The following is a 13,346-nucleotide window of genomic DNA, read 5'->3' as shown; positions in this document are numbered from 1 at the left end:
ACGCGGCATCGTCGAGGGCGGCGCGGCCGATCGCGAGCGCCGGCCCGGCGACGGCCCAGGGCCCGAGCGCCCCCGCGATCCGGCGCGCGATCCCGAATTCCGCCACGGCGAAACCGAGCCTGAGGCCGGCGAGCCCGTAGGTCTTGCCGAACGAGCGCAGGATCACGAGCCCCGGCCGCAGCCGCGGGCACAGGCTCTCGACGGCTTCGAGATCGGCGAAGGCCTCGTCCACGACGAGCAGGCCGTTGCGGGCGGAGAGGACTTCGGCGAGGGCGAGCAGCGGGGACGCCGGCCACGTCCGCCCGTCGGGGTTGTTGGGATTGACCACGACCACGACCTGCGCGGTGCCGACCGCTTCGAGGCATGGCACCGCCGAGACGGCGTGCCCGGCCCGACGCCACGCCGCCGCGTGCTCGGCATAGGTCGGCCCGACGACGCAGACCGCGCGCGGCGAAACCAGGCGGGGGATCGTCTCGATCAGGATCTGCGTGCCCGGCGCCGGCACGATGCGGTCGGGCGCCGCCCCGTAGGCGCGGGACGCCGCCTCGCGGAGCGCGGCATGGTCCGCGGCGGAGGGCAGCCGGTGGAACAGGCTGGCGTCGATCGCCGGGCAGGGATAGGGGACCGGATTGATCCCGGTCGAGAGGTCGATCCAAGGCTCCGGCGCATCGGGAAACATCCGCCGCGCCGCATCGAGGTCGCCGCCATGGGCGATCGGCTCCGCCTCGGGCCTCCCCGGACCCCAGACGCCATGTCCACCGCGCTCGCTCATCCGCCCGATACGCTCGCCATCCTCGCCCTCGCCCTCGTGATCGAGGCGGCCTTCGGCTATCCGGACGCGCTCTACAGGGCGCTCGGCCACCCTGTCACCTGGATCGGCCGGGTGATCGCCGCCCTCGACCGCGGCCTCAACCGCGGCGGCCGCACCGCGCGGCGGCTCGGCGGGATTCTCGCGCTCGCCGTGCTCCTCGCCGGCGTCGGCGCGACCGCCCTCGGTCTCACCCTCGCGGCGGGGCTGGCCGCCCCGCTCCCGGCGATCGCGCTCATCGCCCTCCTCTGCGCCAGCCTGCCGGCCCAGCGCAGCCTGTACCAGCACGTCGCCCGGGTCGCGGAGGGGCTGCGCGGCGAGGGTCTGCCGGGCGGCCGGCGCGCGGTGTCGATGATCGTCGGGCGCGATCCCGAGACGCTGGACGAAGCCGGGATCTGCCGCGCCGCGATCGAGAGCCTGTCGGAGAACTTCTCCGACGGCATCGTCGCGCCGGCCTTCTGGATCGGGCTCGGCGGCCTGCCGGGCGGCGCGCTCTACAAGGCGATCAACACCGCCGACAGCATGATCGGCCACCGCACCCCGCGCCACGAGGCCTTCGGCTGGGCTTCGGCCCGGCTCGACGACCTCGTGAACCTGCCCGCCTCGCGGCTCACCGCCCTGCTGATCGTCGCCGCCGCCGCGATCCATCACGGCGCCTCGCCGGGCGGCGCTTGGCGCGCGATCCGGCGCGACGCCGGCCGCCACCGCTCGCCGAATGCCGGCTGGCCCGAGGCCGCGATGGCCGGCGCGCTCGGCCTTCGGCTCGCCGGCCCGCGGGTCTATGCCGGCGTCGCGGTCGAGGATGCCTGGATGGGCGACGGCCGCGCGGCGGCGGCGGCCGACGACATCGAGCGGGCCCTGCGCCTCTATCGAACCGCCTGCGTGCTGCTGTGGGGGCTCGCCGCCGGCGCGACCGGGCTCGCCATGCTCTGATCGGCGGCGCGGCGGCCGGCATCGCGCCGCAGGGCGCCGAGCACGACGAAGACGAGGCACGAGCCGACCACGAGGCAGGCCGAGAGGAAGATCATCGGCACGAGGTCGCTGCCGCTTCGGTCGCGGATGATCGGCACGGCGTTCTGGGCGATGAAGCCGCCGAGATTGCCCACCGAGTTGATCGCCGCGATTCCGGCCGCGGCCGACGCGCCCTTGAGGAAGGTCGGCGGCAGCGACCAGAACACCGGCTGGGCCGAGAAGATGCCGGCCGCCGCCACGCACAGGCAGGCGAACTTCGGGATCGAGCCCGGCACCACCACGCTCAGCGCCAGCGCCGACGCGGCGACGAGCCCCGGGCCGACGACGTGCCAGGTCTGCTCGCCCGTGCGCGCGGAATGCCGCGGCACCCACCACAGCGCCAGCCCGGTGACGACCCACGGGATGACGTTGATGAAGCCGTTGACGGTGTTGGTAACGCCGAAGCTGCGCACCACCGTCGGCAGCCAGTAGCTCAGGCCATAGGCGGCCAGCGGAAACGCGACGTAGACGCTGGCGAGCATCCACACGCGCCGGTCGAGGAGCGCAGCGAACGGGTTGCCGTGCTCGACCTTGCCGCCGGTCTCGCGCTCCTCCCGCAGCGTCCGGCCGAGCCAGTCGCGGCCGGCGCGATCGAGCCAGGGCGCCTTCTCCGGCCCGTCCGGCAGGACCACCAGCACGATCACGGCCAGCAGCAGCGCCGGCACGCCGGTGCTGACGAACACCCACTGCCAGCCCTTGAGCCCGAGCGCGCCGTCGAGGTCGAGCAGCGCGCCTCCGATCGCCGCGCCGACGGCGTTGGCCACCGCGCTCGCGATCATGAACCAGCCGATCATCGCCGCGCGGTGCTTCTGCGGGAACCACAGGGTCAGCACGAACAGCACGCCGGGGAAGAACCCGGCTTCGGCGACGCCGAGAAGGAAGCGCAGCCCGTAGAACATCGCCGTGTTCCGGGTGAAGCCGAGCAGCACCGTGATCAGGCCCCAGGTCGCCATGATCCGGGCGAACCACAGGCGCGCGCCGACGCGTTCCAGGATGACGTTGGCCGGGACCTCGCACAGGAAATAGCCGAGGAAGAACAGCGACGCCCCGAGCCCGAAGACGCTCTCGCTCAGCCCGAGGTCGCCGACCATCTGCAACTTGGCATAGGAGATGTTCTGCCGGTCGATATAGGCGATCAGGTACATCACCCCGAGCAGGGGCATCAGCCGCCAGGTCACCGTCGCGATCGTGCGTCGGGCGAGCGCGTCGTCGGCCGCGGTCTCGGTGGGCGTCATCGGGCGTTCCTCGCGTCCCGGCGGTCGATCGCGACCGGCCGCGCTTTCGCACGAGACTAGGCTCCGCGGCGGCGCGTGCCTATCGGCCCACGGCGATCCCCGACAGCCCGGGATGCCTGCTCGCGGACAGGACGCGCCTCGGTGTCATGCCCGGTGCGCCTCATCCCCGGTGCGCCTCATCGCGCCAGGGCCAGCAGCCGGTCGCAGTCGACATGCTGCTCGAGATGCGCCGCAAGGGCATCGAGCACCCGCTCGATGCCGGCCTCGTAGGAGGCGCCGTCGGATCGTGCGCCGAGGCGGGCGAGCCATGCGGCACGCTGGCGGTCGTCGGCGAACAGGCCGTGGACGTAGGTGCCGGACACCAGGCCGTCGGCGGAGACCGCACCGTCGGCGCGTCCGTCGGCGAGGCGCAGCAGCGGCCGTTCCGCGTCGGCGCCGGTGGTGTCGCCGACATGCATCTCGTAGCCGGTGAACGGCATGCCGTCGGGCAGGCTGGTGCCGGAGACGGCTTCGAGCCGCTTCAACGGCGTCATCACCGTGTCGACGGCGAGCAGCCCGAGGCCCCGCACGGTCCGCGCCTCGCCCTCGATGCCGTCCGGATCGGACAGCGTCCGCCCGAGCATCTGGTATCCGCCGCACAGGCCGAGCACCCGGCCGCCGCGGCGTAGATGCGCATGCAAGTCCACGTCCCAGCCCTGCGCCCGGACGAATTCGAGATCGTCGATCGTGGTCTTCGAGCCCGGCAGCAGCACCAGGGCGGCATCGCCCGGGATCGCCTCGCCCGGGCGGACCAGCACCACCTCCACCGCGGGCTCGGCCCGCAGCGGGTCGAGGTCGTCGAAGTTGGCGATCCGCGGAAACACCGGCACCGCGATGCGCGTCGCCGCCGGGCCGGCGGACCCGACGAGCCCGAGCACGTCCTCGGCCGGCAGGCGCGCCGCCTCGGGAAAGTGCGGGATCAGGCCGAGGCTGGCCCAGCCGGTGTGGCGCGCGATCAGGTCCATGCCGTCGGAGAACAGGCTCGGGTCGCCGCGGAAGCGGTTGACCAGGAAGCCGACGATCATCGCGGCGTCGTCGGGATCGATCACCGCCTTGGTGCCGACGAGGCTGGCGATGACCCCACCGCGGTCGATGTCGCCGAGCAGCACCACCGGCGTATCCGTCGCGCGGGCGAACCCCATGTTGGCGATGTCGCCGGCGCGCAGGTTGACCTCGGATGCCGAGCCCGCACCCTCGACGAGAATCAGGTCGGCCTGCGTCCTTAGGCGGTCGAAGCTGTCGAGCACCGCCGCCAGCAGGCGCGGTTTCCACGCCTGGTAGTCGCGCGCCTTCACCGTCGCGACCATGCGGCCCTGCACCACCACCTGGGAGCCGACCTCGGTCTGGGGCTTGAGCAGCACCGGGTTCATGTGGATCGACGGCGCGACGCCGGCCGCCCGCGCCTGCAGCGCCTGCGCCCGCCCGATCTCGCCGCCATCCGTTGTGACGGCGGCGTTGTTCGACATGTTCTGCGGCTTGAACGGGCGCACCCGAAGCCCGCGTCGGGTGAAGGCGCGCGCGAGCCCGGCGACGATCAACGACTTGCCGACGTCCGAGCCGGTGCCCTGGATCATTAGGCTTCGGGTCACGGCTGAAGGGACCATTCCATCAAAACTCGATCCCCTCCTGCGCCTTCACGCCGGCCGCGAAGTGGTGCTTCACGCTGCCCATCTCGGTGACGAGGTCGGCGGCCTCGATCAGCGCCGGCTTGGCGTTGCGGCCGGTGACGACGACGTGCAGGTCCGGGCGACGGCTTTTCAGAGTCGCCACCACCGCGTCGAGATCGAGGTAGTCGTAGCGCAGCGCGATGTTGAGCTCGTCGAGGATCAGGAGACGGAGGCTCGGGTCGGCCATCAGGTCGGTCGCCCGGTTCCAGGCGTTGAGGCAGGCGGCGATGTCGCGGGCCTTGTCCTGCGTCTCCCAGGTGAAGCCTTCGCCCATCGCGTGCCACGCGACCCGGTCGCCGAAGGTCCTCAGCGCATGCGCCTCGCCGGTGTCCCACGCGCCTTTGATGAACTGCACCACGCCGACCCGGTGTCCGCGCCCCAGCATGCGCAGCGCCAAGCCCAGCGCCGCCGTGGTCTTGCCCTTGCCGGGTCCGGTGTTGACGATGAGCAGGCCCTTCTCGATCGTCTTGGCCGCGACCTCGGCGTCCTGCACCGCCTTGCGCTTCTCCATCTTCTCGCGATGGCGTTCGGCGTCGTCGGTCATGGCGTTCCCTGCGGTTTGATGACGAGCGGCAGCCCGGCGACCGTCAGGACGACGCGGTCGCATTCGGCCGCGAGGCTCTGGTGGAGGCGTCCGGCCGCATCGCGGAAGCGGCGGGCGAGCGCATTGTCGGGCACGATCCCGAGGCCGACCTCGTTCGACACGAGGACGAGCGGCCCGCGCGCTTCCCGGCAGGCAGTGCGGAGCGCCGCCGTCTCGGCGTCGAGGTCGGCATCGGAGAGCAGCAGGTTCGTCAGCCACAAGGTCAGGCAATCGACCAGCACCGGCCCCGGCGCCTCCGCGATCGCGGCGGCCAGGGCGGTCGGCACGTCCCGAGTGATCCAGTCGCCGGAGCGCCGCGCCCTGTGGAGGGCGATGCGCGCGCGCATCTCGTCGTCCCAGGCCTGTGCCGTGGCAAGGTAGAGCCAGGGGCCCGGCACCGCCTCAATCAACCTCTCGGCGTAGGCGCTCTTGCCCGAGCGCGCGCCGCCGAGCACGAGGGTCGTCCGAGGCGCGGCCTGCTGCATGGCTGGAACCCATGCCCCAACCCCTGGGCGCCCGTCAAAGCCTCCGTTGTGCGGGGAGACCGGACAGGCTATGGCTGGACGCGACGGTGCCCCGGAGACGGGGTGAAAAGGGAATGCGGTGAGGGGAAACCCGATGCCGCGGCTGCCCCCGCAACTGTAAGCGGCCAGGGTCCCCACGGCGATCCGGGCTTCGTTGAACCGACCTGTCCAAGATGGGACTGCGTTGCGGATCGAAGCCCGGATCGCCGTGGGAGCCCTCAGCTCCTGCCCTCGGCCACCGATGTTTCGGGAAGGCGGCAGGCGCTGCGATCCGCGAGCCAGGAGACCTGCCGTCCCCCGCGCTTTCTCGAACGCCGCCGGCGGGGCGGCCGGAGATGTTGTCGACATGACCACCCAGACCCTCACCCAGACCGGCACTCGCGCGAACGAGGGCTTCGTCGCCATCGTCGCCGCCGCCATGCTCGGCCTCGGGCTCGTGTTCCTCGCCGGCTTCTCGCCGGCCTCGGCGCTGCACAACGCGGCGCACGACTTCCGGCACACGCAGAACTTCCCCTGCCATTGACCGCCTGAACCCAGGCGTTCCCATGCTCATCCGGCTCCTGTCGGCGGCGCTCGCCGCCGGCTTCCTCGCGGCCGTCCTCGTGACGGGGCTCGAGCTCGCGCTCACCTCGCCGCTGATCATCGCCGCCGAGCGCTACGAGACCCAGGCCGCTCCCGGCGCCGCCGCCTCGGCGGCCCCGCTGGCCGGGCGCCTGCCGATCGTGCTCGCCCATGCCGGGCACGACCACGACACCAAGGCCGAGCCGGAATGGCAGCCGGCCGCCGGCCTGCCGCGCATGCTGTTCACCGGGCTCGCGACCCTCGTCGGCGGGATCGGCTACGCCCTGCTCCTCGGCGCGGTGATGCTGGCCACCGGCGGCGAGCCGTCGCCCGAGCGCGGGCTCGCCTTCGCGGTCGCCGGCTTCCTCGCAGTGGCGCTCGCGCCGGCTCTGGGCCTGCCGCCCGAGCTGCCCGGCAGCGAGGCGGCCCCGCTGGCCGCCCGCCAGGTCTGGTGGGTGATGACGGCGTCGGCCACCGCGATGGGGATCTATCTCATCGCGATCCGCCGGGTGCCGATCACCATCCTCGGCGGAATCGTGCTCATCGTCGCTCCGCATCTGGCCGGTGCGCCGGAGGTGGCGGCGACGCCGTCCGAGCTTCCCGCCGGCCTCGCCGCGCAGTTCGCCGCGCGCTCGCTCGCCATCGCCTTCGTGTTCTGGGCGGTGATCGGCTTGGCCTTCGGGCGCGCCTGGCAGACCTTCGGCCCGAAGGCCGCGGCAGGCGCCCGTGGCTGACACGATCCTCTACGTCTGCACCACCTGCCGGATGGAGAGCGATGCGCCGGACGGCCCGCGCGCGGGCGCCCGCCTCTTCGACGCGTTGCGTGCGCTTCCCGCCCCCGACGGCGTGACGATCGAAGCGGTCGAGTGCCTGTCGGTCTGCAAGCGGCCCTGCACCGTCGCCGTGGCGGCGGAGGATCGCTGGACCTACGTCTACGGCGACCTCGACCCGGCGGATTCCGCACGCATCATTCTCGACGGCGTCGGCCTCTACGCCGGCACGCCCGACGGGATCGTGCCGTGGAAGCAGAGGCCGCAGGAATTCCGCAAGGGCGTCGTCGCCCGCATCCCCCCGTTTCCGCCGCGCGCGGCCTGAGCCATCGGCGAGATCCCCATGAGCATCGTCCAGAAGATCCCCTGCACCATCGTCACCGGCTTCCTCGGGGCGGGCAAGACGACGCTGGTGCGCCACGTGGTCGAGAATGCCGGCGGGCGCCGGCTCGCGATCCTCGTCAACGAGTTCGGCGACATCGGCTTCGACAAGTCGTTCCTCGCCGCCTGCGGCATCGAGGGCTGCACCGAGGATTCGATCGTCGAGCTTCCCAACGGCTGCATCTGCTGCACCGTCGCGGACGACTTCGTGCCGGCGATGACGGCTCTTCTCGATCGCCCGAACCCGCCCGAGCACATCCTGATCGAGACGTCCGGCCTCGCCCTGCCCAAGCCCCTGGTCCAGGCGTTCCAGTGGCCGGCGATCCGCTCGCGGGTGACCGTCGACGGCGTCGTCGCGGTCGTGGACGGGCCGGCGGTCGCCTCGGGCGCCTTCGCCGAGGACCCCGAGGCTCTGGCCAACCAGCGCGCCGCCGATACGGCGGTGGACCACGACAACCCGCTCGAGGAGGTGTTCGAGGACCAGCTCCTCTGCGCCGACCTCGTCGTGCTCAATAAGGCCGACCTCCTCGACGCCGCCGGCCTCGCGCAGGTGCGGGCCGAGGTGGAGCGCCAGCTTCCCCGCGCGGTGAAGGTGGTCGAGACAGCCCACGGCAAGATCGACCCGCGGGTGCTGCTCGGCCTCCAGGCCGCCGCCGAGGACGACCTCGACGCGCGCCCCTCGCATCACGGCGCGGGCGAGGATCACGACCACGACGACTTCGAGACCGTGGCGCTCCCGGTCCGCACGGCGATCACCGCCGCCGACCTCGCCGCCCGCGTCGAGAAGGCGGCCGAGACCGAGGGCGTCCTGCGCATCAAGGGCTTCTGCGCCGTCGAGGGCAAGCCGATGCGCCTCGTGGTGCAGGGCGTCGGCCGCCGCATCACCCATCATTTCGACCGTCCCTGGACGGCGGCCGAGCCCCGCGACGGCACGCTGGTGGTGATCGGCCTGAAGGGCTTCGACCAGGGCGCGGTCGCCGAAGCGCTCGCCGGCTAGGGGTTGTCCGCCGCACAGGCTACACTGCGCGTTTTCACGATCACCGCAGATTCCGGGATGCTGGACCGCCGACTTGAGCCAATGAGCATCGATGCGTTCTTCGCCTGGCAGGAAGCCCAAGCGGAGCGGTACGAGCTCGTCGGCGGCGTGCCGGTGCGGATGATGGCCGGGGCGCGCAACGTTCACGACGACATCGTCGTGAACATCCTCGCATGGTTGCGCACGGCCCTACGCGAAAGCGGATGCCGTCCGTTCACCGGGGACGGCAGCGTCGAAACGCTGCCCGGCCAGATCCGCCGCCCCGATATCGGGATCGATTGCGGATCCCGCGATCCGAACGCGCTGAAGGCGGCGCAGCCGCGGCTGGTCGTCGAGGTGCTGTCGCCGAGCACGCGCGACTTCGATGCGTTCGAGAAGCTCGGCGAGTACCGCACGATGGCCGACCTGGAGCATATCCTGCTGGTGGAACCCAATGCGGCGGAACTCCGCCTCTGGACGCGTGATCCGGACCGGCATTGGGCTGAGACCCGTCTTCTCGGGCTCGACGCGACGGTCCCGCTCTTGGCGTTCGGGATCGCCATGCCCGCGGCCGAGATCTACGACGGCGTCGCGTTTCCGAGCCGGCCCCGCCTCGTCCCCGGCGAGCCGGGCGGCTCCGCAGGCTGACCATCGCATGCACCTGATCCGCATCGATACGGTGAGCCTCGACGACGGCGAGGCGGCGGTCGATCTCGGGCAACAGCCCGGCGACGTCGTGTTCCTGTCGTTTACGGATTCCGACCTGCTCGGCGTCGCCAATGCCCACGCGGCCTGCGGCCCGGGCTTCCCGTCGCTGCGCCTGGCCAAGCTGTCGCGCCTGCGCCACCCGATGTCGGTCGATCTCTACGTCGAGACCGTGGTGGCGAAGGCGAGGATCGTCGTGATCCGCTGCCTCGGCGGCCTCGACTACTGGCGCTACGGCGTCGAGCGCTGCGCCGCCGTCGCACGGGCCGCCGGCATCCCGCTGGTGATCCTGCCCGGCTGCGACCGGCCCGACCCGCGGCTCGCCGAGCTCTCGACCGCGCCCGACCTCGCGCCGGTGCTCGACGGATATTTCCGCGCCGGAGGCCCCGAGAACCTGCGCCGCATGCTCGGGCGCCTCGCGGCCGAGATCGGCGTCCCGACCACCGTCGAGCCGCCCGAGACCTTGCCGCGCGGCTTCGCATGGTGCCCGGGCTGCGGACCGCTCGGCCTCGACGCGGCGCTCTCGCTCGGCGCCTCGCCGCTCGGCCTCGGCGCGCCCGGCGCGGCTGCGCCGCACGCGCTGATCCTGGTCTACCGCTCGGCGGCTCTCGGCGGCGACGGCGCACCCGCCAACGCGCTGGCGGCCGCCCTCCGTGAGCGGGGCATCGGAACGCTGACCCTGGCGGTGGCGAGCCTCAAGGATGCGGAGGCGGTCGACGCGGTGTTCGCGGCGATCCTCGCGCGGAAACCCGACCTGATCGTCGCCGCCACCGCCTTTTCGGCGCGCGAGGATGCCGGGTTCGTCCTCGACGCGGCCGATTGCCCGGTGCTGCAGGCTTTCACCGTCGGCAGCCCGCAGGAGGCCTGGGAGGCGTCGGCACGGGGCATGAACGCGGCGGACCTCGCCATGCAGGTGGCCTTGCCGGAATTCGACGGCCGCCTCTCGGGCTTCCCGATCTCGTTCAAGCAGGAAACGGACGCGGCCGACGGCTACGCCGAGCGCCGCGCGGTGCCCTACGCGGCCGGCATCGCGGCGCTCGCCGACCGTGCCGCCGCCTGGCTGCGCCTGGCCGCGACGCCGCGCGGGCATCGCAGGATCGCCTTGGTCCTTTCCGACTACCCGTCCCGCGGCGGCCGCGCCGGCTTCGCCGTCGGCCTCGACACGCCGGAGAGCGCGCGCGCGATCGTGTCGGACCTCGCGGCGGCCGGCTACGCGGGCCCATCGCTGCCGGAGGCCGCCGCCCTGATGCAGGCGTTGACGGACGGTGCGCCGGACTTCGCGATCCCGCTGCCCGATTACGGGGATTGGCTCGCGACGCTACCGGAAGATTCGCGCGAGGCGCTGATCGAACGCTGGGGCGAACCCGAAGCCGACCCGACGTGCCGCGACGGCGCGTTCCGCTTTCGGATGGTGGATGCCGGGGGCGACACGCCCCCTCCCCCCGCAGCGGGGGAAGGGGAAGACGACGCGTCAGGCCGTATCGCGATCTTCCTCCAGCCCGACCGCGGCCGGTCGGACGACCGCAAGGCCGGGTACCACGATCCCGACGAGCCGCCGACGCACGCCTACCTCGCGTTCCATCTCGGCCTGCGCCGGCATTTCGACGCCCTGGTCCATCTCGGCACCCACGGCACCACCGAATGGCTGCCCGGCAAGGCCGTCGCGCTCGCGCCCGCATGCTGGCCGGCGCGGGCGATCGGCGCCCTGCCCGTGGTCTACCCGTTCATCGTCGACGATCCCGGCGAGGCGGCCCCGCTGAAGCGCCGCCTCGGCGGCGTCGCGCTCGGGCACCTGACGCCGGCGATCGAGACCGGCGGCCTCGAGCCGGAGGCGGCGCGCCTGCGCGAGCTCGTCGAGGAGTACAGCGCCGCGAGCGTCCTCGACCCGCGACGCGCGACGCTGATCGCGCGCGCCATCCTCGACGATGCCGAGGCGGCCGGGCTGCTGGCGGGCGCCGGAATCGACGCCGACACGCCGATGACGGACGCGCTCGCGGCGCTCGACGCGCACCTGTGCGACCTCGGCGAGACCGCGTTCCGCGACGGGCTCCATGTCTTCGGCCGCGCACCGGACGGCGCGCCGGACGCGGTCGTCGCGAGCGCGCAGGCCGAACGGGCGGGGCTGCTCGCCGCCCTCGACGGCCGATTCGTGGCGCCGGGCCCATCCGGATCGCCCTCGCGCGGACGCACCGACGTGATGCCGACCGGCCGCAACCTGATGACGCTCGATCCGCGTTCGCTGCCGACCCGGGCGGCGACGCTGCTCGGCGAGAAGGCCGCGGCCGCCATCGTCCTGCGCCACCTCCAGGACGAGGGCGAGTATCCCGCCCGGATCGTCATGGACCTGTGGGCCTCGCCGACGCTGCGCACCGGCGGCGAGGACGTGGCGCATGCCCTCGCTCTCATGGGCGTCCGCCCGACCTGGGACCACGCGACCACCCGCGTCACCGGCTTCGAGGTGCTGCCGCTCGCCCTGCTCGACCGGCCGCGCATCGACGTGACCTGCCGCGTCTCGGGCGCGTTCCGCGACACCTTCCAGGACACCCTCGCCCTCCTCGACCGCGCCGCACGGGCCGTGGCGCAGCGCGAGGAGGAGGACGACGAGAACCCCCTTGCAGCAGCCCGCCGCCGTGGCGAGGGCCAGGCTCGCATCTTCGGCGCCGCCCCCGGCCGCTATGGCGCCGGCGCCGCCGAGACGGCGCTCGACGGCGCATGGGCCGAGCGCGGCGATCTCGGGCGCGCCTATCTCGCGGCGAGCACCCATGCCTACGGCGACGCGGAGGGTGCGGATGCCGGCTTCGCCCAGCGGGTGGCGCAGGCCGACGCCTATCTCCACGCCTTCGACGTGGCCGAACGCGACCTGTTCGACGGCGATGCCGCCGCCGATGCGATGGGCGGGTTCGCCGCCGCGGCCGCCTTGGGGGGCGGCACGCCGACCCTCTACAGCCTCGATGCCGCGAGGCCGGAGACGCCGAAGGTGCGCACCGCCCGCGAGGACGCCGCCCGCCTCGTCCGCGCCCGGCTCGCGAACCCGCGCTGGATCGCCGGACAGCTGCGGCACGGCTATCGCGGCGCCCAGGAACTCGCTCAAGGGCTTGATGCGGTGTTCGTGCTGGCCGCGACCACCGACGCGGTGACCGATGCCGACTTCGACCGGCTCTACGGCGCCTGGATCGCCGATGCCGAGACCTTCGACGCGTTGCGCACCGCCAATCCCGCGGCGACGCGGGCGATCCTGGAGCGGTTCGACGAGGCCCGCGCCCGCGGTCTCTGGACCAGCCGGCGCAATGCGATGCCGGCCGACGAATTGATGCCGCAGGCGGCGGAATGAACGTGCCGCGTCGCGTCCTGCCGGATGCTGCGAACCGCCGCGGTTGGTGCCCCAGCCTCGCGCGGCCGATGCCGACCGGGGACGGCCTGCTCGCCCGCATCCACCCGCCCCTCGGCATCCTGACGCGCGCGCAGATCCGTGCCGTGGCGGCGGCATCCCGTGCTTTCGGCAACGGCCATGTCGACGTCACGGCGCGCGCCAACCTACAGCTGCGCGGTGTCACCGAGGCGACCCGGCCGGCCCTCGTCGCGGCGCTGGGCGGGGCGGGCCTCGGCGACATGCGCGCCGACGGCGGCCCGCAGCGCCTCACCCTCACCAGCCCGCTCGCCGGCCTGACCGGGGAGGCCGTGGATGTCAGGGCCATGGCATCCGCGATCGAGGCGCACGGCCTCGCGATCGCCGGGCTTCCGCCGAAGACCCTGGTGCTGATCGAGGGCGGCGGCACCGACCTTTCGGGAATCGCGGCCGACATCCATGTGCGCGCGACCGGGCCGGGGATCGCGGCGGTCGGCCTCGCGGACGAAGCGGGCGTGACGTGGATCGCGACGTGCGACGAGGCGCGAACCGCCGAGGCGGTCGCGGGGCTGCTCCGGGCGTTCGCCACCAGCGGCCGACGCCGCATCCGCGACCTTGCCGATACGGAACGAGGGAGCCTCGTGCGGGTTTTGCCCGCCATCCTCGCCGACGAGCCCCCGCCCCCCTCCGTGGGGGAAAGT

Annotated in this window: 12 protein-coding genes, 1 pseudogene and 1 riboswitch; of the genes and pseudogenes, 8 read left to right on the top strand and 5 right to left on the bottom strand. The window is 73.1% G+C overall.

The genetic code is table 11. The features are described from left to right. Positions 1 to 772 (bottom strand): aminotransferase class I/II-fold pyridoxal phosphate-dependent enzyme (locus FV227_RS25030; protein WP_147860157.1); only part of this gene is annotated, 772 nt, incomplete at its 3' end. On the opposite strand from FV227_RS25030, the gene cbiB reads away from it, so the two are divergent. After that, positions 752 to 1,741, top strand: coding sequence for an adenosylcobinamide-phosphate synthase CbiB (cbiB, locus tag FV227_RS25025; protein WP_147860156.1), 990 nt, complete (start codon positions 752 to 754; stop codon positions 1,739 to 1,741). The two genes, FV227_RS25030 and cbiB, sit on opposite strands and share 21 nt — an antisense overlap. Here the strand turns inward: cbiB and FV227_RS25020 are convergent. The 4 genes from FV227_RS25020 to cobU all read right to left on the bottom strand — a co-directional run bounded on the left by FV227_RS25020 (position 1,675) and on the right by cobU (position 5,828). After that, positions 1,675 to 3,054: an MFS transporter gene (locus FV227_RS25020; RefSeq protein ID WP_147860155.1), complete on the bottom strand. Its 1,380-nt coding sequence runs from the start codon at positions 3,052 to 3,054 to the stop codon at positions 1,675 to 1,677. The two genes, cbiB and FV227_RS25020, sit on opposite strands and share 67 nt — an antisense overlap. A 176-nt stretch (positions 3,055 to 3,230) precedes the next feature. Next, the gene (locus FV227_RS25015) at positions 3,231 to 4,667 is read right to left on the bottom strand and encodes a cobyric acid synthase (RefSeq protein ID WP_147860154.1); all 1,437 of its coding nucleotides are present in this window, start codon (positions 4,665 to 4,667) and stop codon (positions 3,231 to 3,233) included. Between the two features lie 34 nt (positions 4,668 to 4,701). Next, on the bottom strand, positions 4,702 to 5,304 hold the full coding sequence (gene cobO / locus FV227_RS25010) for a cob(I)yrinic acid a,c-diamide adenosyltransferase (RefSeq protein WP_147728672.1): 603 nt from the start codon (positions 5,302 to 5,304) through the stop codon (positions 4,702 to 4,704). Further along, positions 5,301 to 5,828, bottom strand: coding sequence for a bifunctional adenosylcobinamide kinase/adenosylcobinamide-phosphate guanylyltransferase (gene cobU / locus FV227_RS25005; protein WP_147860153.1), 528 nt, complete (start codon positions 5,826 to 5,828; stop codon positions 5,301 to 5,303). Before cobU ends, cobO begins: the two co-directional genes overlap by 4 nt. Positions 5,829 to 5,895: 67 nt before the next feature. Then, a riboswitch (cobalamin riboswitch) is annotated at positions 5,896 to 6,177 on the top strand. A gap of 36 nt (positions 6,178 to 6,213) precedes the next feature. Between cobU and FV227_RS25000 the strand changes: the two genes are divergently transcribed. The 7 genes and pseudogenes from FV227_RS25000 to FV227_RS24970 form a co-directional block, all read left to right on the top strand. Continuing rightward, positions 6,214 to 6,390 carry a CbtB-domain containing protein gene (locus FV227_RS25000; protein ID WP_147728670.1) on the top strand — a complete coding sequence of 59 codons (177 nt, stop codon included), beginning with the start codon at positions 6,214 to 6,216 and terminating at the stop codon, positions 6,388 to 6,390. Positions 6,391 to 6,412: 22 nt separating this feature from the next. Next, positions 6,413 to 7,162 (top strand): CbtA family protein, encoded by a 750-nt coding sequence (locus FV227_RS24995; RefSeq protein WP_147860152.1) that lies wholly within the window; start codon positions 6,413 to 6,415, stop codon positions 7,160 to 7,162. Beyond that, positions 7,155 to 7,523 (top strand): DUF1636 domain-containing protein, encoded by a 369-nt coding sequence (locus FV227_RS24990; RefSeq protein WP_147844509.1) that lies wholly within the window; start codon positions 7,155 to 7,157, stop codon positions 7,521 to 7,523. Before FV227_RS24995 ends, FV227_RS24990 begins: the two co-directional genes overlap by 8 nt. Positions 7,524 to 7,541: 18 nt before the next feature. Continuing rightward, positions 7,542 to 8,576: a cobalamin biosynthesis protein CobW gene (gene cobW / locus FV227_RS24985; RefSeq protein WP_147729440.1), complete on the top strand. Its 1,035-nt coding sequence runs from the start codon at positions 7,542 to 7,544 to the stop codon at positions 8,574 to 8,576. Positions 8,577 to 8,657: 81 nt separating this feature from the next. Beyond that, positions 8,658 to 9,242, top strand: coding sequence for a Uma2 family endonuclease (locus FV227_RS24980; RefSeq protein ID WP_187274946.1), 585 nt, complete (start codon positions 8,658 to 8,660; stop codon positions 9,240 to 9,242). 7 nt (positions 9,243 to 9,249) lie between these two features. Further along, positions 9,250 to 12,630, top strand: coding sequence for a cobaltochelatase subunit CobN (gene cobN / locus FV227_RS24975; RefSeq protein ID WP_147860150.1), 3,381 nt, complete (start codon positions 9,250 to 9,252; stop codon positions 12,628 to 12,630). A 68-nt stretch (positions 12,631 to 12,698) separates the two neighbouring features. Next, positions 12,699 to 13,346, top strand: a pseudogene (locus tag FV227_RS24970) (precorrin-3B synthase); the annotation flags it as partial.

Source organism: Methylobacterium sp. WL119 (assembly GCF_008039875.1).
In the GTDB taxonomy this organism is placed as follows: Bacteria; Pseudomonadota; Alphaproteobacteria; order Rhizobiales; family Beijerinckiaceae; genus Methylobacterium.
Note: the sequence above shows the minus strand (reverse complement) of the source record. Positions and strands in the feature narration are given on the sequence as shown.

What these genes read in the sequence shown, in the direction of transcription:
- cbiB (WP_147860156.1), top strand. Translation starts at nt 752, where the DNA reads ATGTCCACCGCGCTCGCTCATCCGCCCGATACGCTCGCCATCCTCGCC.
- FV227_RS25020 (WP_147860155.1), bottom strand. Translation starts at nt 3,054, where the DNA reads ATGACGCCCACCGAGACCGCGGCCGACGACGCGCTCGCCCGACGCACG.
- FV227_RS25015 (WP_147860154.1), bottom strand. Translation starts at nt 4,667, where the DNA reads ATGATCCAGGGCACCGGCTCGGACGTCGGCAAGTCGTTGATCGTCGCC.
- cobO (WP_147728672.1), bottom strand. Translation starts at nt 5,304, where the DNA reads ATGACCGACGACGCCGAACGCCATCGCGAGAAGATGGAGAAGCGCAAG.
- cobU (WP_147860153.1), bottom strand. Translation starts at nt 5,828, where the DNA reads ATGCAGCAGGCCGCGCCTCGGACGACCCTCGTGCTCGGCGGCGCGCGC.
- FV227_RS25000 (WP_147728670.1), top strand. Translation starts at nt 6,214, where the DNA reads ATGACCACCCAGACCCTCACCCAGACCGGCACTCGCGCGAACGAGGGC.
- FV227_RS24995 (WP_147860152.1), top strand. Translation starts at nt 6,413, where the DNA reads ATGCTCATCCGGCTCCTGTCGGCGGCGCTCGCCGCCGGCTTCCTCGCG.
- cobW (WP_147729440.1), top strand. Translation starts at nt 7,542, where the DNA reads ATGAGCATCGTCCAGAAGATCCCCTGCACCATCGTCACCGGCTTCCTC.
- FV227_RS24980 (WP_187274946.1), top strand. Translation starts at nt 8,658, where the DNA reads ATGAGCATCGATGCGTTCTTCGCCTGGCAGGAAGCCCAAGCGGAGCGG.
- cobN (WP_147860150.1), top strand. Translation starts at nt 9,250, where the DNA reads ATGCACCTGATCCGCATCGATACGGTGAGCCTCGACGACGGCGAGGCG.